The 20,904-nt window shown below is 71.5% G+C and carries 16 protein-coding genes and 1 pseudogene; 11 read left to right on the plus strand and 6 right to left on the minus strand.

Going from position 1 to position 20,904, the window contains the following annotated elements; translation table 11 throughout:
• Positions 1-346 precede the first annotated feature (346 nt).
• Positions 347-1,285, minus strand: a complete 939-nt coding sequence (locus tag ABD378_RS12765; protein ID WP_344520791.1) for a DUF3027 domain-containing protein — start codon at positions 1,283-1,285, stop codon at positions 347-349.
• Between the two features lie 438 nt (positions 1,286-1,723).
• On the opposite strand from ABD378_RS12765, the gene ABD378_RS12770 reads away from it, so the two are divergent.
• The 4 genes from ABD378_RS12770 to ABD378_RS12785 all read left to right on the plus strand — a co-directional run bounded on the left by ABD378_RS12770 (position 1,724) and on the right by ABD378_RS12785 (position 5,200).
• Entirely contained in the window at positions 1,724-3,085 is a 1,362-nt protein-coding gene (locus ABD378_RS12770) for an MFS transporter (RefSeq protein ID WP_344520865.1), read from the plus strand.
• Positions 3,086-3,163: 78 nt separating this feature from the next.
• Complete coding sequence (locus ABD378_RS12775; RefSeq protein WP_344520792.1) at positions 3,164-3,673, plus strand: DUF2771 domain-containing protein; 510 nt, start codon at positions 3,164-3,166, stop codon at positions 3,671-3,673.
• Complete coding sequence (locus tag ABD378_RS12780; protein ID WP_344520793.1) at positions 3,643-4,332, plus strand: futalosine hydrolase; 690 nt, start codon at positions 3,643-3,645, stop codon at positions 4,330-4,332. Before ABD378_RS12775 ends, ABD378_RS12780 begins: the two co-directional genes overlap by 31 nt.
• Positions 4,325-5,200, plus strand: coding sequence for a 1,4-dihydroxy-6-naphtoate synthase (locus ABD378_RS12785; protein ID WP_344520794.1), 876 nt, complete (start codon positions 4,325-4,327; stop codon positions 5,198-5,200). The genes ABD378_RS12780 and ABD378_RS12785 overlap by 8 nt, the downstream gene beginning before the upstream one ends.
• A gap of 3 nt (positions 5,201-5,203) precedes the next feature.
• Here the strand turns inward: ABD378_RS12785 and ABD378_RS12790 are convergent, their stop codons facing one another.
• On the minus strand, positions 5,204-5,587 hold the full coding sequence (locus ABD378_RS12790) for a cold shock domain-containing protein (protein ID WP_160505725.1): 384 nt from the start codon (positions 5,585-5,587) through the stop codon (positions 5,204-5,206).
• Positions 5,588-5,758: 171 nt separating this feature from the next.
• On the opposite strand from ABD378_RS12790, the gene ABD378_RS12795 reads away from it, so the two are divergent.
• Complete coding sequence (locus ABD378_RS12795) at positions 5,759-6,010, plus strand: hypothetical protein (protein ID WP_344520795.1); 252 nt, start codon at positions 5,759-5,761, stop codon at positions 6,008-6,010.
• Between the two features lie 14 nt (positions 6,011-6,024).
• On the opposite strand, the gene ABD378_RS12800 is transcribed toward ABD378_RS12795, so the two are convergent.
• Complete coding sequence (locus ABD378_RS12800) at positions 6,025-6,654, minus strand: HAD family hydrolase (RefSeq protein ID WP_344520796.1); 630 nt, start codon at positions 6,652-6,654, stop codon at positions 6,025-6,027.
• Positions 6,655-6,819: 165 nt separating this feature from the next.
• Here ABD378_RS12800 and ABD378_RS12805 point away from each other — a divergent pair, with 165 nt between their 5' ends.
• From ABD378_RS12805 to ABD378_RS12820, 4 genes are read left to right on the plus strand one after another with little or no spacing between them, the layout of a single operon-like run.
• Positions 6,820-7,818, plus strand: coding sequence for a FecCD family ABC transporter permease (locus ABD378_RS12805; protein ID WP_344520797.1), 999 nt, complete (start codon positions 6,820-6,822; stop codon positions 7,816-7,818).
• Positions 7,819-7,874: 56 nt separating this feature from the next.
• Positions 7,875-8,930 carry a FecCD family ABC transporter permease gene (locus ABD378_RS12810; RefSeq protein WP_344520866.1) on the plus strand — a complete coding sequence of 352 codons (1,056 nt, stop codon included), beginning with the start codon at positions 7,875-7,877 and terminating at the stop codon, positions 8,928-8,930.
• Positions 8,927-9,790: an ABC transporter ATP-binding protein gene (locus ABD378_RS12815; protein WP_344520798.1), complete on the plus strand. Its 864-nt coding sequence runs from the start codon at positions 8,927-8,929 to the stop codon at positions 9,788-9,790. The genes ABD378_RS12810 and ABD378_RS12815 overlap by 4 nt, the downstream gene beginning before the upstream one ends.
• Positions 9,787-10,785 carry an ABC transporter substrate-binding protein gene (locus ABD378_RS12820; RefSeq protein ID WP_344520799.1) on the plus strand — a complete coding sequence of 333 codons (999 nt, stop codon included), beginning with the start codon at positions 9,787-9,789 and terminating at the stop codon, positions 10,783-10,785. Before ABD378_RS12815 ends, ABD378_RS12820 begins: the two co-directional genes overlap by 4 nt.
• Positions 10,786-10,797: 12 nt before the next feature.
• Here the strand turns inward: ABD378_RS12820 and ABD378_RS12825 are convergent, their stop codons facing one another.
• Positions 10,798-11,844: a hypothetical protein gene (locus ABD378_RS12825; protein WP_344520800.1), complete on the minus strand. Its 1,047-nt coding sequence runs from the start codon at positions 11,842-11,844 to the stop codon at positions 10,798-10,800.
• Between the two features lie 884 nt (positions 11,845-12,728).
• Here ABD378_RS12825 and ABD378_RS12830 point away from each other — a divergent pair.
• Positions 12,729-13,901: pseudogene (locus ABD378_RS12830) on the plus strand (glycosyltransferase 87 family protein); the annotation flags it as partial.
• On the opposite strand, the gene ABD378_RS12835 reads toward ABD378_RS12830, so the two are convergent.
• Entirely contained in the window at positions 13,843-15,486 is a 1,644-nt protein-coding gene (locus ABD378_RS12835) for a DNA repair helicase XPB (protein ID WP_344520801.1), read from the minus strand. The pseudogene ABD378_RS12830 and the gene ABD378_RS12835 overlap by 59 nt on opposite strands.
• Before the next feature lie 90 nt (positions 15,487-15,576).
• Positions 15,577-18,126, minus strand: a complete 2,550-nt coding sequence (locus ABD378_RS12840) for a helicase-associated domain-containing protein (RefSeq protein ID WP_344520802.1) — start codon at positions 18,124-18,126, stop codon at positions 15,577-15,579.
• A 629-nt stretch (positions 18,127-18,755) separates the two neighbouring features.
• On the opposite strand from ABD378_RS12840, the gene ABD378_RS12845 reads away from it, so the two are divergent.
• Positions 18,756-20,888, plus strand: coding sequence for a HelD family protein (locus tag ABD378_RS12845; protein WP_386544700.1), 2,133 nt, complete (start codon positions 18,756-18,758; stop codon positions 20,886-20,888).
• Positions 20,889-20,904 lie beyond the last annotated feature (16 nt).

Here is a 20,904-nt window from a genome sequence, read left to right on the forward strand (position 1 = left end):
CCCGCCCACCCGCCCGTTTACCCCGCAGCTCGCCGATGCGGGGTAAACGGGCGGGTGGGCGGGGAGGTCTGCGCGGAGCGCGGGAAGTCGCACTGCGGGGCAATCGGGTGGGTGGGCGGGAAAGATCCGCGCGGAGCGCGGCAAGGCGCACCGCGGGGTGATCGGGTGGGTGGGCGGGAAAGATCCGCGCGGAGCGCGGCAAGGCGCGCCGCGGGGTGATCGGGTGGGTGGGTGGGGGAGATCCCGCGCGGAGCGCGGGCGGAGAAGCACGGTCAGCCCCGCCCGCAGGGGCACGGCAGCCCGCCCGTAGGGGGTAACCCCAGGATCCGGCGCCCCCAGCGGGAGCTCAGGAGTGGCCGAGGTCCTCCGCCGTCCCCTCCAGGGGGACCGAGCCCGAGTCGGGGGCCGGGCGCAGCGGGAGGACGTCCACCCGGGTCTCGTCGAGGACGGGCGCGGCAGGTCGCGACGGCTTCGGCATCACGGCCGCCTCCGAGTGGCCCCCGCAGCCGTACGCGAGGGACACGACATGCCCGTCCGCCGGACCGAACTCGTTCGCGCACACACCGAACGCCTGGCCGAGCGATCCGCCGATCGGGGCGAGGAAGCCACAGCTGACGCAGGACGCGGGCGCCGCCTGGGCCATCGCCGTCTTCGCGCCGTGCGACTCCTCCCAGCGGTCGGCCGCGGCATGCAGGCCGTAGCGGGAGAGGACACGCGCCCTGCGCATGCCCAGTTCGTCGGCGATCGCGGCGATCGAGCCGCGCGCGGGCGCCGCCGGCAGCTCGGCGGGCGGACCCGCCGTCACTTCCGCGTCCTCCGCCTCGACCAGCTCCGCCATCTCCTCCGAGAACACGGAGTTCGGCGGCGGCTCCTCCTCGCCCGAGTAGCCGGGCTCCAGGCGCAGGTCCTCCGCGTCCGTGGGGAGCAGGTCCCCCGGGCCCATGTCACCGGGGCGCAGCCGCTCGCTCCACGGCACCCACTCGGGGGCAAGGAGTGCGTCGGGGCCGGGAAGCAGCACCGTCTCGTCGAGCGTGACGACCTTGGCGCGCGAGGCGCGGGCCACCGTCACGGCCCAGCGCCAGCCCCGGTAGCCGAAGTCCTTGCACTCGAACAGGTGCGTGACGACGCGGTCACCCTCGACCACGGCCTCGACATGCTCACCGACCACACCGGGCGCGGCGGCTTCTTCGGCCGCGTCCCGGGCCAGTCCCACCGCCTCGGCGCACAGGCGGTCGGGAGTACGCGGGGTACGCGGGGTACGGCTTCGCGTTGTCGCTGCGCTCACAGGTATCGCTTCTCTCCTACGCCGTCTCACGAGTGCGCCACCCATACGCGGGGGTGCGGACGGAGCGGACCGGAGGGCCGCGTCGACGTCCGCGCCCGAACGTCCTCGGGCGCACCTACGTCATCCATTCTGCGGGATGACCGAGAGGCGCGCGGCCAAGAACAACCGCCGCAGGCGCGCTACGCACGCTACCTTCTCCTGGCCCCTGGGCCTACACCGGCGTGCCCGCCCCTCTGCCTCGGGGCCGCTCCGTCGCCGCTTCGCGGCGGATTTCCCGTCCGCCCACCCGATTGCCGGGAGCTGCCCCGGAGCGGATTTTGTGCCCCCGCCCGATTGCCCCGCAGCGTATGCGCGCTAGTGCGCCCCTTTAAGGGGCACTATGACGAGGTGGCTGCCGCAAGGTCGTCGTCCCATGGGGTCAGCGGACGCAGTCCGGTACTGAACCGGGCCGCCCGCTGGGTCGGCCGCGCCCTGCACCTGCCCTTCACCGGCACGGCCCGCGGCATCCGCAAGGCCACACACGCGCACGGCGCGGGCGAGTCGGGGCTCGGCAAGCTCATCGAGCTGCACGCCGTGAACGGCGCGGGCGACGTCATGATCACCATCGCGCTCGCGTCGACCGTGTTCTTCTCCGTACCGACGGACGAGGCGCGTGGCCGCGTCGCCCTCTATCTCGCCATCACGATGGCGCCCTTCACTCTGCTCGCCCCCGTCATCGGCCCCCTCCTGGACCGCCTCCCGCACGGCCGCCGCTACGCGATGGGCGCCGCGATGCTGGCCCGCGCCCTGCTGGCCCTGCTGCTGTCCGAAGCGGTGATCACCGGGAGCCTGGAGCTCTATCCCGCCGCGCTCGGCGTCCTGGTCGCGTCCAAGGCGTACGGAGTCGTACGGAGTGCCGTGGTGCCCCGGCTGCTTCCCAAGGGCTTCTCCCTGGTCAAAGCCAATTCCAGAGTCACGCTCGGTGGGCTGCTCGCGACCGGTATCGCCGCTCCCATCGGCGCGGGGCTGCAGGCGCTCGGGCCGCGCTGGCCGCTGTACGGCGCCTTCGTGCTCTTCATCGTCGGGATGTTCCTCTCCCTCTCGCTGCCGCCCAAGGTCGACTCGGCGAAGGGCGAGCACAAGGCGCTGCTCGCGGCCGACGAGGAGCATCTGCATCTGCACGCCCGCGCCGAAGCCGCGGCGGACACGTCCAAGAAGCGGCGCCTCGGACTGCGTACGGTCGGGCCCGCCGTCACGCACGCCCTCACGGTGAACGCGTCCCTGCGGTGTCTCTCCGGCTTCCTCATCTTCTTCCTCGCCTTCCTGCTGCGCGAGGAACCGCTCGGCGGCCAGAGCGCGGCGGTGTCCCTGGGGATAGTGGGCGTCGCGGCAGGCGTGGGCAACGCGCTCGGCACGGCCGCCGGTGCCGGGCTGAAGTCACGGGCGCCCGAAGTCATCATCGTGACCGTCGTCGCCGTCGTCCTCGGCGTGGCGATCGCCGCCGCGGTGTTCTTCGGGGCGGTGGGCGTCGCCTGCCTCGGCGCGGTGGCGGGCTTCGCGCAGGCCATGTCGAAGCTGTCCCTGGACGCGCTGATCCAGCGGGACGTGCCGGAAGAGGTGCGGACCTCCGCCTTCGCCCGCTCGGAGACCATCCTTCAGATGGCGTGGGTGGTGGGCGGCGGGATCGGCATGGCCCTGCCGCTGATCGGATCACTGGGGCTCTCGGTGGCCGCGACGATCGTCGCCATCGGCTGGCTGACGACCGCGCGGGGCCTGCTCTCGGCGGCCCGGCACGGCGGGAAACGCCCACGGGTGGCGTGAACCCGACAAATCAAGGAGAGCGGCACGCCGCGACCCCCACGTGGCGGGACGGCACGGGGTGCCCGATAGCCTTCGCCCATGACCTCCCTGCTCCGCGGCGGAGCCGCACTCGTTCACAGCTCGGCGCGCCGTCGCCGTTCCGTGGCCGCCATTGGCGCTGTCTCCGCCGGACTCCTCGTCCTGTCGGCCTGCGACAAGCCGACGCCGCTCGCCACCGTCACGGTCGGCAGCAACTCGGTGAACTCCGAGGCTTCCTGCTACAACGACGGCAAGGAGCTCGAGCAGTCCCAGCTGCAGGGCTGCCTCAAGGACACGGACGTCAAGTCCATCAAGGTCGACCCCGACGAGAAGGTCCGCTTCGGCGTCGACCCCGAGGTCGCCGAGAAGGGCTGGACGCTCCTGATGAACGGTCAGCCGCTCACCGAGGCCAGCAAGAAGACGTACGTCGTCATCCCCGGCAGCGTCTTCTTCAACCAGCAGTACGGCGGCGGCGCCAACGCCACCACCGTCAGCCTCCTTGAGGGCGGCAAGGGCTCTTCGGCCAAGGCGACGGGCCTGTGGTCGTTCAAGCTCAAGAAGGACTCCTGACCGCTCCCTCGCGGTCCTCGCTCCGCGTACTGGTAGCCACCGCGGTCCCCGCCGAACGGGACGCGGTGGCTGACCTGCTGCCCCCGTACGCCGACGCCGTCGCCGTCGGTGTCGGGCCCGCCGCCGCCGGGGCGCACACGGCAGCCGCCCTCGCGCGCGGCACGTACGACCTGGTGATCTCCACCGGAATCGGCGGCGGCTTCCAGCCCGACGCGCCCATCGGTTCCCTCGTCCTCGCCGACGAGATCACCGCGGCCGATCTGGGCGCCGAGACGCCCGACGGGTTCCTGCCCGTCACCGAACTGGGGTTCGGCGCCGTCACCCACCAGCCTCCCCTTTCCCTCGTACGGGAATTGGCCGCTGCCTGTGGCGGTCTCACCGGCACCGTCCTGACCGTCTCCACCGTGACCGGCTCCGCCGAGCGCGCCGCCGAGCTGCGGCGGCGCCATCCCCGGGCGCTCGCCGAGGCCATGGAGGGGTTCGGCGTCGCCGAGGCCGCCGCCGCGTACGCACTGCCCGTCCTGGAGATACGCGCGGTCTCCAACGCCGTCGGTCCTCGGGACCGCGGAGCCTGGCGGATCGGCGAGGCGCTCGGCGCGCTGGGAGGCGCGTTCGGGAAATTCGCGCCCGTACTGGAGAGTTGGAAACGGCATGACTGAATCGCCCGCGACGCAGGACGCGAACCCGAACCCCCTGCAGATCGCTTACTCGCCCTGCCCGAACGACACGTTCGTCTTCGACGCCTGGGCGCACGGCCGGGTGCCCGGCGCCCCCGGCCTTGACGTCACGTTCGCCGACATCGACATCACCAACAGCATGGCCGAGCGCGGCGAGTTCGACATCCTGAAGGTGTCGTACGCCGTGCTGCCCTGGGTCCTCGACGAGTACGCGCTGCTGCCCTGCGGTGGGGCGCTCGGGCGCGGCTGCGGGCCGCTGGTCCTGACCCGGGAGGCCGGGGTCGACCTGACCGGCAAGACGGTCGCGGTGCCCAGCGAGAAGTCGACGGCGTACCTGCTGTTCCGGCTCTGGGCAGCGGACACCCTGAGCGGTGGCGTGGGCGAGATCGTGGTGCTGCCCTTCGACCAGATCATGCCCGCGGTGCGGGACGGCAAGGTCGACGCGGGCCTCGTCATCCACGAGGCACGCTTCACCTACCAGAACTACGGCCTCAACTGCCTTGCCGACATGGGTGAGCACTGGGAGCGCACGACGGGTCTGCCCATTCCGCTGGGCGCGATCATCGCCAAGCGGTCCCTCGGGGCCGAGCGCCTGCGGCAGCTCGCGGACACCGTCCGCACCTCGGTGCGGATGGCCTGGGACGACCCCGAGGCCTCGCGCCCCTACGTGCGGGAGCACGCCCAGGAGATGGACCCGGCCGTCGCCGACCAGCACATCGGCCTGTACGTGAACGAGTTCACGGCGGACCTCGGCGAGAACGGCTACGCGGCGATCCGCGGGTTGCTGACGCGCGCCGCGGCGGAGGGGCTCGTACCGCCCCTCGCGCCGAATGCGCTCACCTTCGACTGAGGACTACACGTCCAACTGGTCCGCCACGGCCCGGAGCAAGCCGGCGATCTTCGCGCCCGACGCCTTGTCGGGGTAGCGCCCCTTCTCCAGCATCGGCGTGATGTTTTCGAGGAGCGTCGTCAAGTCCTGGACGATGGACGCCAGTTCATCGGGCTTGCGCCGCTGGGCCGCCGCGACGGACGGCGTCGGGTCGAGGATCGTCACCGACAGGGCCTGGTCACCGCGCTGGCCCGCGACGACGCCGAACTCGACGCGCTGGCCGGGCTTGAGTGTGTCGACACCTGAGGGCAGTACGGAGGAGTGCACGAAGACGTCGCCGCCGTCATCGCGGGAGAGAAAGCCGAAGCCTTTCTCACTGTTGAACCACTTGACCTTGCCGGTAGGCACCTGAAGTCCTCGTCCTCGTACTTGTCGTCGAACGCGTCTATGCCGCGGAAAACGGCTCTGGATAGCACTACAGCGGGTCGCCCGACCCGCCGGCACCAAGACTATTGGTCCGGGGGCCGGTGACAAGACGTCCCCGGATTCTTCCTTCGCGCTGGGAACTACCCTGGTCGGGTGCGTGACAAAACCCAAGCGAATTCCGCCGGGCCGGGCGATGGCCTGGTCCGGACCGGAGCCATCGTTTTCTTCGTCGGAGCCGTGGCCACTCTGGTCACGGTGGCCCCGCTGTTCCTCGGCACCGAACCCTTCCCTTCCATCGCCTACGCGGTGTGCATGCTGATGGGCGTCGGATTCCTCATCGCCGTGGCGGGAGTGCTGCGCGGTATCGCCGTTCAGCGCCGTCAGGCGAAATCCGCGGCTACTTAGCGGCTTCTCAGCGGCTACTTGACGGCGCCGCCCGCGACGTACGCGTCGAGCCAGGCCGGGAACTCCGTCAGGTCGGTGAGCACGACATCCGCCCCCGCCGCGCGCAGTTCCGCTGCGTCGCACGGCCCGGTCGCCACCGCGACGGACTGCGCGCCCGCCGTACGCGCGCCGCGTACATCACCGGTGTGGTCACCGACGTACACCGCAGCGTCGTGCTCGCGCAGCGCATCCGCCTTCGCCTCGGCCCAGAGCCAGCCGATCACCGCGTCCGCCTCGATGCCGAGGTGCGCCAGGTGGAGCTTCGCGTTCGGCTCGTGCTTGGCAGTCACCACGATCGCCCGGCCGCCGTGGGAGCGCACGGCCGCGACCGCGTCGCGGGCGCCGTGCATGGCGAGGGTGGGGGCGATGGCGTATGTGGGATAGATCTCACGGTAGCGATCAGCCATCTCCTGGATCCGCTCCTCGGGGAACCAGTGGCGCAGCTCCTGCTCAAGCGGCGGGCCGAGGCGGGAGATCGCGAGATCGGCGTCTATGTGCGTCCCGGTCTCGGCGGACAGGGCCAGAAAGGCCTGCTTGATGCCGGGCCGGGAGTCGATCAGGGTCATGTCGAGGTCGAAGCCGACCGTCAGAACGCGTGAGGTCATGGGGCCATTGTGCCGAGGCCTCCGGCCGGGTCCGGGCGCCGAGGTGCCCCCCTTAGACTTAGCCAAGCCTTACCGCACCTGTGCCCTGCGCCCTGCTCTCTACTCCCTGCTTCCCACTCCCTGCTGCGCCTGCTCAGCCCTACCGACCCGAAACGAGCTCAGCCGATGCGTGTGCCAGCCAGACGCGCTGTCGCGATGACGGCGGCCGTCGTGGCCCTGCTGCTCGCGGTCCTGCTCAGCCTCTCCGTCGGCGCCCGCGCCATCGCGCCGTCCGCCGTCATCGACGCCCTGCTGCACGGCGGCCACAGCGACGCCGCCGAAGTCATCCGCGAGATGCGGGTGCCGCGCACCCTCATCGGCCTGATGGTCGGCGCCGCGCTCGCGCTCGCCGGCACGGTCCTGCAGGGCATCACCCGCAACCCCATCGCCGACCCCGGCATCCTCGGCATCAGCCAGGGCGCCTCGGTGGGTGTGGTCATGGCGATCGCGTTCGCGGGCGTGCACACCCTGACCGGATACGTCTGGTACGCCTTCGTCGGCGCGGGCATCGCGTCCGTCGCGGTGTACGCGATCGCCGCGAGCGGACGGGGCGGGGCGACCCCCGTGAAGCTCGCACTCGGCGGCGCCGCGATCAACGCGCTCCTGGTCTCCCTGACCACCGCGGTCCTCACCACCAGGGCATCCGCCCTGGACGAGTTCCGCTTCTGGCAGGTGGGCTCGCTCTCCGGGCGCGACGCGGAGATCGTCGGACAGATATGGCCGTTCCTGCTTGTGGGGCTCCTGCTCGTACTGTCCGTGGCGCGCGGGCTCGACGCGCTCGCCCTCGGCGAGGACGTGGCCAAGGGGCTCGGGCAGAAGGTCGCGACCGTGCGGATCGTCGGAGGGCTCGGGGCGACCGTGCTCACCGGCGCGGGGGTGGCGGCCGCCGGGCCCATCGCGTTCATCGGCCTCGCGGTCCCGCACATCGCTCGCGCGATCGTGGGCAGCGGGCATCGCTGGGTGCTTCCCATGGCCGCTGTCCTCGGGCCCGTCATGCTTCTCGTCTCCGACACCGTGGGGCGGATCGTCTTTCCGCCGAGTGAGGTTCCCGCCGGGGTGATGACCGCGCTCATCGGGGTGCCGTTCTTGGTGACCTTGGTGCGCCGGAAGGCGGTGGCGGCGTGACCTCGGTATCTCCTGAACCGCCGCTTCGCGGCGAAACTCTCCCTCCCACCCACCCGATTACCCGCATCCGACCCGCCGGGTACGCAGTGGTGCGGTTCGGGAAGGCTGCCTTCCTGCTCCACCGGCGTGCAGCCGTGGCCGCAGTCGGTCTAGCCCTGCTCCTCGCCGCGAGCTGCCTCGCGTACCTCTGCATAGGCGAAGCCTTCGTGCAGCCCGCCGAAGCCCTGAAGGTCGTCTTCGGGCAGCCGTCCCCCGACGAACTGGTCGTGGGAACGCTGCGCGAACCCCGCATGGTCGTCGGCCTCCTCGTCGGCGCCGCCTTCGGCGTCGCGGGCGGGCTCATCCAGACCGTCGCCCGCAACCCCCTGGCCAGCCCCGACATCATCGGCATCAGCCAGGGAGCGAGCGCCCTTACGGTGGGGGCGATGACCCTCGGGGTCACGTCCGCCGGCGTCCTGCCCTACCTCTCGGTGCTCGGCGGCATCGCCGCCGCCGCGCTCGTGTACGTCTTCGCCTGGCGGGGCGGCCTGCACGCCACCCGCTTCGTACTCATCGGCATCGGCTTCGCGATCGCCCTGCGGTCCATCACCACGCTCTTCATGACCAAGGGCGACTATCTCGTCGCCCAGCAGGCGCAGATCTGGATGACGGGCTCGCTCAACGGCCGCGGCTGGACGGAGGCGACGCCGCTCGCCTGGACCCTGCTCGTCCTGCTCCCGTTCGTGTTCTGGGCCGCCCGCGCCCAGCGCTCGGTGACCATGGACGACGACACGGCGACCGCGCTCGGGGTGCGCCTCGGGCACGTACGCCTCGGTCTCGTGCTGCTCGGCGTCGTCCTCGCCTCCGTGGCGACCGGCGCCGCGGGGCCCGTCGACTTCGTGGCGCTGCTCGCCCCGCAGATCGCCCGCCGGATGACCCGCACCGCGCAGATCCCGCTGCTCTGCTCGGCGCTGCTCGGCGCGCTGATCGTGGTCCTGGCGGACCTGCTTGCCCGGCGTCTCTTCTCGCCCACCGAGCTGCCGGTCGGCGTCCTCACGGCGGCCGTCGGAGCCCCGTACCTGATCTGGCTGATCGTCCGAAGCCGTTCCGTCCGCAATGGAGGCACCTCGTGACCGCCCCCGCCGCCCGCCTCAGCGCCCGCGAGCTGACCCTCGCCTACGAGGACCGCGAAGTCGTGCACGAGCTCGAACTCGCGGTCCCCGACGGCAAGGTCACGGTCATCGTCGGCCCCAACGCCTGCGGGAAGTCGACCACCCTGCGCGCGCTGGGCCGCCTCCTCAAGCCCAAGAGCGGCGCGGTCCTGCTCGACGGCGAAGCGCTCGCCAAACTCCCCACCAAGAAGATCGCCCAGCAGATCGGACTGCTCCCCCAGACGCCCGTCGCGCCCGAGGCGATCACCGTCGCCGACCTCGTCGCACGCGGACGCCAGCCGCATCAGCACTGGTGGCAGCAGTGGTCCGACGAGGACGAGCGGGCCGTGACGGAGGCGATGGAACGTACCGATGTCGCCGCGCTCGCCGAACGGTCCGTGGACGAGCTGTCGGGCGGTCAGCGGCAGCGGGTGTGGATCGCGATGGCCATCGCGCAGGAGACGGACATCCTGCTCCTGGACGAGCCGACGACGTACCTCGACATCTCGCACCAGGTCGAAGTGCTCGACCTGGTGCGCCAGTTGGCCGCCGACGGACCGGACGGTGAACGCGGCCGGACCGTGGTCGTGGTGCTGCACGACCTCAACCAGGCCGCCCGGTACGCCGACCACCTCGTCGCCATGAGGACGGGCCGGATCGTCGCCGAGGGCGCGCCCGCCGATGTCGTCACCGAGGATCTCGTGCGCGAGGTGTTCGGTCTGGAGTGTGTGGTGGTACCGGATCCGGTGACAGGGTCGCCCCTGGTCGTTCCCGGGGCCCCGTGGGCCGCCGAGCCGCGTACGCAATCCCCGTCCGACCGAAAGGTGGCCCACAAGCCATGACCACCAAGACCAGTTCCACGAACCGCCGCCGCGCGCTCGCCGCCGGGGCGCTCGCCCTCAGCGGCGCGCTCGCGCTCTCCGCCTGCGGCTCGTCGGACTCCGACAAGGACTCCGGCTCCGGCTCGGGCTCGGGCTCCGGCAAGACGCACGTCGTCAAGACCGCCATGGGTGACGTGAAGGTCCCCGTCTCCCCCAAGCGCGTCGTCGTCCTGGACACGGCCGAGCTGGACTCCGCGATCACGCTGGGCGTGAAGCCGGTCGGCTCCACGCACGTCGAGGCGTCGTCGGGCTTCCCGAGCTACCTGCCCAAGGACGAGGTCAGCGGCATCAAGGACGTCGGCGAGATGCTGAACCCGAACATGGAGGCCATCGCGGCCCTCAATCCGGACGTCATCCTCACCAGCAAGATCCGGCACGCCGCGAAGTACGACCAGCTCAAGCAGATCGCGCCGACCGTGATGACGGAGAACACCGGCTACCCCTGGAAGCAGAACTTCCAGACGCACGCCGACGCGCTCGGCAAGAAGCCCGAGGCGAAGAAGGTCGTCTCCGCCTACGACGCGCACGCCAAGAAGGTCACCACCGCCGTCGGCGGCCCGGCGAAGGCCAAGGCGACGGAGGTCAACGTCGTCCGCTTCGTGGAGGGCGCGGACATCCGCATCTACGGCGAGCAGACGTACATCGCCACGCTCCTCAAGGACGTGGGTCTGGGCCGCCCGGCCATCGCGGCGAAGGCCAAGGACGGCTTCTCGTACGACGTGTCGCCCGAGAAGATCGACCTCGCCGACGCGGATGTCATCTTCCGGTCCACGTACGGCGATCCGAAGAAGTCCAAGCAGACGCAGACCGTCGGCAGCAGCCTGTGGAAGAACATGGGCGCGGTGAAGAAGGGCAACGTCCACACCGTCGACGACGAACTGTGGATCCAGGGCATCGGCTACACGGCGGCGAACAAGATCCTGGACGAGATGCAGAAGTCCCTCACGAAGCAGTAACCCCCGTCCGGCTCAGGGCCGTTGCCGTTGCGATCTCCACAACAGGTAGAGCGCGGAGGCGACGGCCGCGCCGCGCACCACCCACGGCCAGGTCTCGGCCATCGCGTCGCTCATGTGTCCGTCGCTGATGGGATCGCCCCAGCGGCCTTCGTTCCTCCCCCACAGCCAGGTGATCCCCGCCGCCACGGAAAGCCCCGGCAGCCCGATGACGGCCCACTTCGCCTCGGCACGGCTCAGCCTGCGCGAGACGTAGGCAAGGAGCCAGCCACCGCCCAGGGCAAGCCAGTTGCCGAGGACGGCGCCGACGGTGAGGAGGGCTGCGGCGAGCAGGAGGAGGGGGTTGGTGAAGCGTGGCGCGGCGGGGTCGGCGGCTCGTGCCGCGGGGCGGGGAAAACGGATACGCCGCCGCGCCCTAAGTCCAGGCTCCTCTTCTTCCTCCCACTCCTCATCGTCATCAACTTCAGCCTCCCCCCCTTCCTCTTCCTCTACTTCTCCCTCGCGCTTCTTTGGCGGGGGCTTGAGGATTTCCGGGATCTCTACGCCGCCGGTGAAGCCCGGCACGCTGTCGGCGGGGCCGAAGGGACTGCTGTCCACTCGCCACCAGTCGGGCTCGGAGCCACTCTCACCGAGCTCGTCCGTGCCTGCGAGGTGCGGCGGGGAGGGCAGGTGATCCTCCTCGGGCAACTCCGGTTCCTCCGCCGCCGGGCGGGGTCGGGGAACCACGCGGCGCAGGCGCTTGGGGCGTTCGCGTTCCTTCGGTTCCGATGTGCGCTGGGTGGGGACGGCGGGACGTGTCGTGTCCGTGGAACCTGCGCCTGTTCCTACGCCTCCGCCCGCACCCGCCGCTTCGACCAGCTCCTCGGGAGTGCCGAGACGATCCAGGATGCGGCGTATCGCTGCCGGGCTGTCGACCGTGGTCTTCGCCCGGCTCCGGTCGATCTGGTTCCGCAGTTCTGAGACCAGGCGCATGCGGGTGCCTGACGGCAGCTGGCGCTGCTGGGCCAGGTCGCCGACGCGGCTCAGATAGTCGAAGACGAGCTGATCGCTCTCGATCCCCACGAAGTCCCCTCCGGGGCGGCCCCGTTGACGACCCGCCCTTTGTACCCGATAGGCCGACGGTATCGCGTCCCCCGCCGCCCGGGCACGAACCCTCATTCACACCACCCCCCAGCCTTCCCCCCGAACAAGCCTCTCCCACCCACCCGCCCGATCACCCCGCAGCCTCCCCTGACCGAACAAGCCTTTCCCACCCACCCACCCGATTGCCCCGCGGTGCCAGGGGGTGGGTGGGTTGTCCGTACGGATGGGGGCGGGTGGGGAAGAAACCGCCGGGGTGGGTGGGGAACGTCCAGGCTCGGGGTGGGTGGGGAACGTGCACACCGGGTGGGTGGGGAACGTGCAGACCCGGGGTGGGTGGGGAACGTCCAGGCTCCGGGGGTGGGTGGGGAACGTGCACACCGGGTGGGTGGGAAACGTACAGGTCCGGGGTGGGTGGGAAACGTACAGGCTCGGGGTGGGTGGGGAACGTCCAGGCTCGGGGTGGGTAGGGAACGACAGACCCGGCGTGGGCGGGGAAGGAGCCGCTGGGGTGGGTGGGGAACGTCCAGGCTCGGGGTCGGTGGGAACGTCCAGGCCGGGGTGGGGTGGGGCGTACAGGTTGGTGGGGTGGGGCGTGCGGGTTGGGGGCGGTTGGCGTCGGCAGGTGCGACATGCCGCCGACAGGCGCCCGGGACCCACGCACCCGCGGTCGGCATCGAGACGCGAGGGGACGTGGCGGTATGTCCGCCCGGAGCACGGTTCGCGGCGCTCCGGGGCCGAAGTAGCCCCGCGGCCACCGGACGATAGCGAGGACGGACATACCGGCGCGGCACCGCACCCACAGGCGCACGCACCCGCAGGCAACGCCGAGATCCACTAGGGTCACCGCCGTGGAGGAACCGTCTGTGAGTGTCGCGTCACGTTACGTCAAGGCCCCCGTGCCCGCGCCCGCAGCCGCCGCCCTTCTTCTCGCCATCAGCCTCGCCGCCCTCGCCACCCTCTGCCTGGCCCAACGCATCCCCATGGCCGACACCCTCGTCTACCGAGCCGAAGGCGCCGCCGTTGCCAACGGCGGCGATCTCTACGGGTTCACCGTCACCGAGTGGGACCTCCCGGCCACCTACCCACCCTTCGCCGCCATCCTCTTCGTACCCACCACCTGGCTCCCCCTCCCCGCCCTCAAGCTCACCTTCATCGCAGGGAACATCGCCCTCCTCGCGCTCCTCGTCCACCTCTCCTGCCGCCTCGCCGCACTCCCCACCCGCCTCACCCCCCTCCTCACCGCCACCGCCCTCGCCCTCTGGCTCGAGCCCGTCTTCCAGACCCTCCTCTTCGGGCAGATCAACCTCGCCCTCGCCTGCCTGATCCTCTGGGACCTCACCAGACCCCCCGGCGCCGTGGGCAAGGGCTTCGCGATCGGCATCGCCGCCGGGATCAAGCTCACACCGGCGGTCTTCATCGCGTACCTCTTCCTCACCAGGCGCGTACGCGAAGGGCTCACCGCCACCGCCGCCCTCACCGGCACCGTCGCGCTCGGCGCACTCGCGCTCCCCGCCGCCAGCGCCGACTTCTGGACCCACCGGATCTTCGAGACGGGCCGCGTGGGCAAGGCATGGATCGTCGACAACCAGTCGCTGCAGGGCCTCATCGCCCGCGTCACCCACGACCCGCACCCCGGCGGCCTCGCATGGGCCGTCCCCGCGGCCCTCACCGCCGCCACCGGCCTGTGGCTGGCGAGCCGCACGCCCAGCGAACCCCGCGGCGTCCTCCTGACGGCGGGCACCGCGCTCCTCGTCTCGCCCATCAGCTGGTCCCACCACTGGATCTGGTGCGTCCCGCTCCTGGCCCTGCTCATGGCAGAGGGCCGCCCCCGCCTGACCGCGGCGGTGGCGACCCTCTTCACGGCCCGCACCCTGTGGCTGATCCCGCACCAGGGCGACCTGGACCTGCGACTACCTCACTGGCAACAACCGCTGGCCTCGCCCTACCCCCTGCTGGCCCTGGCGGTCGCAGCCACCCTCAGTTGTCGGCCAGCAGCTCGTCCGCGTCCACGATCCGGTACGCGTACCCCTGCTCGGCAAGGAACCGCTGCCGATGCGCCGCGAAGTCCTGATCGATGGTGTCCCGAGCCACGACGGAGTAGAAGCGGGCCTCATGACCGTCGGCCTTCGGACGCAGCACACGGCCGAGCCGCTGTGCCTCCTCCTGCCGGGAGCCGAACGTTCCCGACACCTGGATCGCGACCGTAGCCTCCGGCAGGTCGATCGAGAAGTTCGCGACCTTCGAGACGACGAGAACGGAGATCTCGCCCTCCCGGAACGCGCCGAACAGCTTCTCGCGCTGCGCGTTCGTCGTCTCGCCCTTGATGACCGGCGCGTCCAGGTGCTCGCCCAGCTCGTCGAGCTGGTCGATGTACTGGCCGATGACCAGGGTCTGCTCGCCGGCGTGCTTCCTCACCAGCGCTTCCGTCACCTTCCGCTTCGTGGCGGTGGTGGCGCAGAAGCGGTACTTCTCCTCGGCCTCGGCCGTCGCGTACGCGAGGCGCTCCGAGTCCGTCAGATTGACCCGCACCTCGACACAGTCCGCGGGCGCGATGTACCCCTGCGCCTCGATCTCCTTCCACGGAGCATCGAACCGCTTGGGGCCGATGAGGGAGAAGACGTCCGACTCGCGGCCGTCCTCCCGGACCAGCGTGGCCGTCAGGCCGAGCCGCCGCCGGGCCTGAAGGTCGGCGGTGAACTTGAAGACGGGGGCGGGCAGCAGGTGCACCTCGTCGTAGACGATGAGCCCCCAGTCCCGGGAGTCGAAGAGCTCGAGGTGCGGATAGACGCCCTTACGCTTCGTCGTCAGGACCTGGTACGTGGCGATGGTGACCGGCCGGATCTCCTTGCGCGTACCGCTGTACTCGCCGATCTCCTCCTCGGTCAGCGAGGTCCGCTTGATCAGCTCGCTCTTCCACTGCCGGGCGGAGACCGTGTTGGTCACCAGGATCAGGGTCGTCGCCTTGGCCTCGGCCATGGCACCTGCCCCGACCAGCGTCTTGCCCGCGCCACAGGGCAGCACGACCACACCACTGCCGCCGTGCCAGAACCCCTCGACGGCCTGCTTCTGATACGGCCGCAGCGCCCACCCGTCCTCCGCGAGCTCGATCCGGTGCGCCTCGCCGTCGACGTACCCGGCGAGGTCCTCGGCGGGCCAGCCCAGCTTCAGGAGGGTCTGCTTGATCTGCCCGCGCTCGGAGGGGTGGACGACGACGGTGTCCGCGTCCACCCGGTCCCCGACGAGCGGCTGCACCTTCTTGGACCGCAGGATCTCTTCAAGGACCGGCCGGTCGGTGGTGGTCAGGACGAGGCCGTGCGTGGGGTGCTTCGAGAGGGTGAGCCTGCCGTAGCGCGCCATCGTCTCGGCGATGTCCACGAGCAGCGCGTGCGGCACGGGATAGCGGGAGAACTCCACAAGGGCGTCCACGACCTGCTCGGCGTCGTGCCCGGCGGCACGGGCGTTCCACAGGCCGAGCGGCGTCACGCGGTAGGTGTGGATGTGCTCGGGAGCACGCTCCAGCTCCGCGAAGGGCGCGATGACACGGCGGCAGGCGTCGGCCTGCTCGTGGTCGACCTCGAGCAGGAGAGTCTTGTCCGACTGGACGATCAGGGGACCATTCACGCGCGCACCCTTTCGGTAAGCCAAACGTCCAGTGTGCCGCATGGCGCGTGAATACGTTCCGGCCCCAGCCGGTGGCCGGGCCCGGCGGCCTCAGTCGTCGGCCAGCTCCGCGACTCCCGTCACCCGGTGCAGGGGATACGTCCTGACCTCGTCCGCGGTGTGGTCGTACGCCGTGACGAAGCCGCCCTCCACCCGGATCGGGGCGATCACGCGCTGGCTCGCGGAGCCCTCCGCGTTGACGTAGCCGATCCATACGGCCTCGCCGGTCAGGACCGCGGCCTGCATCGTGGCGAGGGTCTCCGCCGCCGTCGTGCGGGGCAGCGCGTCGCCCGCATCGGGGGTCGCCTTGCGGGGCGTGGTCGAGGCCACGTCGCCGGCGCGGATGGCGCGTACGGCCGCGCCGATCAGGGTGCTGTCGGCCAGCGGCGGGCCGTCGTGGACCGGCTCGGGCGCGGTACGGGGCGGTGAGCGGTGGGCGTGTGCCCGCGTGATCAGGACGTCGCCCTCGGCGCTCTCCGCGGCGGGCGCGAAGCCCATCGCGCGCAGGCCTTCGAGGAGCGACCCGGGGTCGGCCTGCGCGGCGAGCACGGTCGGCGCCAGGCGGCGCAGGCGCAGGCCCTGGGAGCGCTTGTCGGCGAGGATCTCGTTCAGGAGCGCCTCGTCGTCGCAGCGTACGTACGCGGATGCGGAGCCGATCCGAAGATGCCCGTGCTTACGGGCCACGTCGTCGATGAGGTAGGCGAGGGGCTGCGGGACCGGCGTGCGCGAGTGCGCGGCCAGGAAGGCGTGCAGGTCGGACGCGGACTTGCCCGCGTCGAGCGCACGCCGCACGGAGCCCGGCGTGAACCGGTACACCGTCGCCCCGCCCTTCGACTCGACGTCGGCGAGCACGGCGAGCGTCTCGGCCAGCGGGCGCTCTAGCGGGCCGGGGGCCACGGCCGTGAGGTCGGCCTGCAGCAGGACGTGGTCGAGCGGCTCGGGGAGCATCGGCGCAAGGAGCCTGGCGGCGCGTGCGCCGGAGGCGGCGAGTTCGGCGGAGGAGGGGTGGGCGGCGACCGTGGCTCCTGTTCGCGCGGAACCCTCCTCCTCGCTCTCGGAGCCCAGCAGCGCCCGGCCGTGCGCGGACAGCGCGCCGCGGCCCGTGACCCCCAGCAACTCCGCCTCGTTCAGCGTCCATTGGGCGATCCGGGCCCGCAGTTCCATGGGCGTGCTGCTGGGCGATGCAGGGGAGGACACGCCGCCGGCGGACGCGCCGCCCCCGGCCGATCCCCGCGGCGGCCGTTCCCACCGCAGGCGCGCGAGCATCGATTCGGGCGTCGGGCTCGCGCCGTCCGGCAGGGTGGTGAGGAGCGTGAGCACCCGGCGGCGGATCTCCGGCGCCGACGAGCGGTCCAGGTGCGGGCCGAGCGCCGACAGCGTGCGGTCCTTGCCGTCGCGGCCGCCGATCAGGCCCGCCGTGCGGGTCGCCGTCAGCCAGGCCGTGGCGAGGACCGACCAGCGCTCGGGGGCGGGCAGTTCCTGCCAGTCGTCGTACGCGGGTGTCGCCGCGTACCGCTCGTCGGCGTCGCCGTCCGCCGCCACGAGGCCCGCGGCGTAGGCCAGTTCGACCCAGAACGCAGCCACCGGCTCCGGTACGTCCAGGGCCACCGCCGTCCGCTTCAGGTCGCGCACGCTGAGGCCGCCCGCGCGCAGCACGGTGGGGCCGCCCTCGTCCCAGTCCTTCAGGAGCTCCTCGACCGTGTCGAGCGCCATGTACGCCTGGCTGGCCGCCGCCGCGTCCACAGCCTGTGGACGGTGTTCGCGCAGCGGCTCGACGGCCGGCGGCACCGGTTCGAGCAGCCGGTGCGCTCGGCCCGCGCGCAGGTGCAGGGCCGCTTCGCGGGGGAGCACGACGGTGCCCGGCGAGGTGGGAAGCAGGAGCCCCCGGTCCAGGAGCCAGCGCAGGTGGCGCGCCGGGTCGGCGGTGACCTGGCCGTACGGCGGGCCCCAGACGAGCCGCGACAGCACCTCGACGGACTCGGCGGGGGCCTCGTCGAGCAGGGCGGACATCCGCGTGCGGTCCGTGAAGAGTTCGGTGAGCGACTTGACCGCCGAGACCGCGTCGTGGGTGGAGGGCAGCCCGGCCGCCGCCACGATGTCCTGCATGCGGTTCGGCGACATGCCCGCGGTGGCCTCGGCGACGGTGGGGCCGAGGCCGGTGGGTGAGGGGTACTGCGGGGCGGGGGCGAGGAGTTCGCGTGCGGTGCGGACCAGGCGGATGCGGTCGTCGGAGCCCCAGGTGAGGGCCTGCTCGCGGAGGGTGGCGAGGGCGTGGCGGAGCGCGGTGTCCACCGCGGGGTCGTCCTCCTGATCCCCGGCGATCAGCGCGTGCAGCTCGGCGTACGCCGCGGGCTCAGGGGCTACGGCGAGCGCCTCGGCGACCTGCTGGGAGAACCGGTCGAGCCGCTCCAGGGCGCGGACCACGGAGGCGCGGGTGGCTGCGCGGGTGGCGAGCTGGGTGAGGTCGTTCGGGACCGGTGTGAGGAGGTCGGGGCGGGCTTGGAGCAGCGCGCCGAGGGACGCGTCGTCACGGGAGCGGAGTGCCTCGGCGAGGGACCGGGGGGTGTCCGCTGGGCGCTGGGGCTGCTCGTCGGTGCTCATCAGGCTCACGGTAGCGGGTTGGGGTGCGGCGCCGGGTGTTTGTGGGGGCGGTACCTGTGCCGGGGGGCGGTGACGGCGGGGTGTTGGACCGGTTGGGCTGGGCGGGTGCGGGGGCAGGGCAGCCGTGCCGGTATGTCCGTCCTCGGGCCTCGTTGCCGACTGCGGGTGCGTGCGGCGGCGTGGTGTGTGGGTACGGTGCCGCGCCGGTATGTCCGTCCTCGCTATCGTCCAGTGGCCGCCGGGCTACTTCGACCCCGGAGCGCCGCGAACCGTGCTCCGGGCAGACATACCGCCACGTCCCCTCGCGTGCACTGCCGACTGCGGGTGCGTGGGTCCCGTGGGTCCGTCTGCGGTACGTCGCACCTGCCGACACCCACTGACCCCAACCCGCACGCCCCACCCCACCCCAAGCTTGTACGTTGCCCACTCACCCCCTGGCACCGCGGGGCAATCGGGCGGGTGGGTGGGAAAGGCCTGTTCGGGCAGAGGCGGATGCGGGGTGAACGGGCGGGTGGGTGGGAGAGGCTTGTTCGGGGCGAGGGGGGTGCGGAGAGGGGCGGACCCCGAGGACGTGGCCCCCGCGCAGTGGGGAGTAAATCGGTGGCTCCGCCATGTAGGTGGGGCATAGGATGCCCGGTCTGCCCGCGTGCGACGCGCCCGCCGCTGGCCGGACGGCAACCGGCCAGCCCCAGATCCCGCACCCCCTGCCGGAGGCAACCGTGCACGCCCGTCCCGATCCCCTCTCCCGCGAGCGGAACCACCTCTCCGCATCCCGCTCGGCCCTCCGAGCCATGCGCGAGGATGCCGAGGCGCTGGACATCCGCGACGTCACCGCGAACTGGGTCAACGCCGCCGTCCTGCAGAGCCAGATCGACGAGCGGATCAAGTCCCTCGCCGATCTCTCCCATACCCCGCTGTTCTTCGGGCGGCTCGACTATCTCCATGCCCCCGGCGCCGATCAGGCGGAAGGCGCCGAGGGCGAGCAGTTCTACATCGGGCGGCGGCACGTCCATGACGCCGACGGCGACCCGATGGTCATCGACTGGCGCGCCCCCGTCTCGCAGCCCTTCTACCGGGCCTCCAAGAAGGCCCCGATGGACATCGCCCTGCGGCGGCGGTTCGGATACACGGGCGGTGAGCTCACCGCGTACGAGGACGAGCATCTCAGCGACGCCGACGAGGAGGAGCGGACCAGCAGGCTGCTCCAGCAGGAGATCGAGCGGCCCCGCGTCGGACCCATGCGCGACATCGTCGCCACCATCCAGCCCGAGCAGGACGAGATCGTCAGGAGTGGGCTCGGGGGGTCCGTCTGTGTGCAGGGCGGGCCCGGGACCGGGAAGACCGCCGTCGGTCTTCACCGTGTCGCCTATCTGCTGTACGCCCACCGCGAGCGCCTCGCCCGGACCGGGACCCTTGTCATCGGGCCGAACAAGTCATTCCTGCATTACATCGAGCAAGTGCTGCCTGCTCTTGGTGAGTTGGAGGTCAAGCAGGCCACCGTCGATGATCTCGTCGCTCATGTGGAGGTGCGGGGGACGGATGACGCCGCCGCTGCCGTCGTCAAGGGCGATGCCCGCATGGCCGAAGTGTTGAGGAGAGCCCTTCGGTCGCATGTGCGCATGCCCGATGAGCCTGTTGTCGTGGTGCGCGGGTCCCGGCGCTGGCGCGTACCCGCCTATGAACTGGAAGAGATCGTCCGGGAGTTGCTCGACCGCGACATTCGGTACGGAGCCGCCCGCGACGCCCTGCCGCAGCGCATCGCGCACACCGTGCTCGTGCGGATGGAGCAGGCCGGCGAGGCTCCGGACGACCGTGTGCAGGATGCCGTCGCCCGTAACCCCGCCGTGAAAGCCGCCGTCAAGGCCTCGTGGCCGCCCGTCGATCCCGCCAAGCTCGTGCTTCGGCTGCTCTCCGATGCCGATTTCCTTGCCCTGCACGCCGACGGGATCCTCGACGCCGACGAGCAGAAGCTCATCCTCTGGGCGAAGCCCGCCCGGAGCCTCAAGGCCGCCAAGTGGTCCGCCGCCGATGCCGTGTTGATTGATGAAGTGAACGATCTTGTTGCTCGGACTCATTCTCTTGGGCATGTCGTTCTTGATGAGGCGCAGGATCTCTCCCCCATGCAGTACCGCGCCGTCGGGCGGCGCTGCACCACCGGGTCCGCCACCGTCCTCGGCGACCTCGCACAGGGCACAACCCCCTGGGCCACCCGGAGTTGGGAGCAGGCCCTGGGGCACCTGGGGAAGGGCGAGGCCGTGGTGGAGGAGCTCACCGCGGGGTTCCGTGTGCCTCGGGAAGTCATCGCGTTCGCGTCCCGGCTGCTTCCGTCCATCGCGCCCGGTCTCGCCGAGGTGAAGTCCGTTCGTGAGTCGGCCGGTTCGCTCGTGGTGCGGCCCGTGGACGATCTCGACGCCGCTGCCCTGGAAGCCTGCGTCGAGTCGCTGCGGCAGGAAGGGTCCATCGGGCTCATCGCCGCCGACGCCCGCGTCCCCGCGCTCGCCGAAGCACTCGACGCCGCCGGGATGACGTACCTCTCCCCCGGCGAGGAGACCACCCCCGACACCCGGCTCACGCTCGTGCCCGCCTCCCTCGCCAAGGGACTCGAGTACGACTATGTCGTACTCGACGAACCCGCCGCCGTCGTCGACGGTGAGCCCGACGAGCGGACCGGGCTGCGGCGCCTCTACGTCGCCCTGACCCGTGCCGTCTCGGGGCTCACCGTCGTGCACTCGGCCGCGCTTCCCGAGCAGCTCACCCGCTAGGCGAGTGAGGCGCGGG

Source organism: Streptomyces rectiviolaceus (assembly GCF_039533825.1).
In the GTDB taxonomy this organism is placed as follows: domain Bacteria; phylum Actinomycetota; class Actinomycetes; order Streptomycetales; family Streptomycetaceae; genus Streptomyces; species Streptomyces rectiviolaceus.

What these genes read in the sequence shown, in the direction of transcription:
- ABD378_RS12775 (WP_344520792.1), top strand. Translation starts at nt 3,164, where the DNA reads ATGACCTCCCTGCTCCGCGGCGGAGCCGCACTCGTTCACAGCTCGGCG.
- ABD378_RS12785 (WP_344520794.1), top strand. Translation starts at nt 4,325, where the DNA reads ATGACTGAATCGCCCGCGACGCAGGACGCGAACCCGAACCCCCTGCAG.
- ABD378_RS12800 (WP_344520796.1), bottom strand. Translation starts at nt 6,654, where the DNA reads ATGACCTCACGCGTTCTGACGGTCGGCTTCGACCTCGACATGACCCTG.
- ABD378_RS12805 (WP_344520797.1), top strand. Translation starts at nt 6,820, where the DNA reads ATGCGTGTGCCAGCCAGACGCGCTGTCGCGATGACGGCGGCCGTCGTG.
- ABD378_RS12820 (WP_344520799.1), top strand. Translation starts at nt 9,787, where the DNA reads ATGACCACCAAGACCAGTTCCACGAACCGCCGCCGCGCGCTCGCCGCC.
- ABD378_RS12840 (WP_344520802.1), bottom strand. Translation starts at nt 18,126, where the DNA reads ATGAGCACCGACGAGCAGCCCCAGCGCCCAGCGGACACCCCCCGGTCC.
- ABD378_RS12845 (WP_386544700.1), top strand. Translation starts at nt 18,756, where the DNA reads ATGCCCGGTCTGCCCGCGTGCGACGCGCCCGCCGCTGGCCGGACGGCA.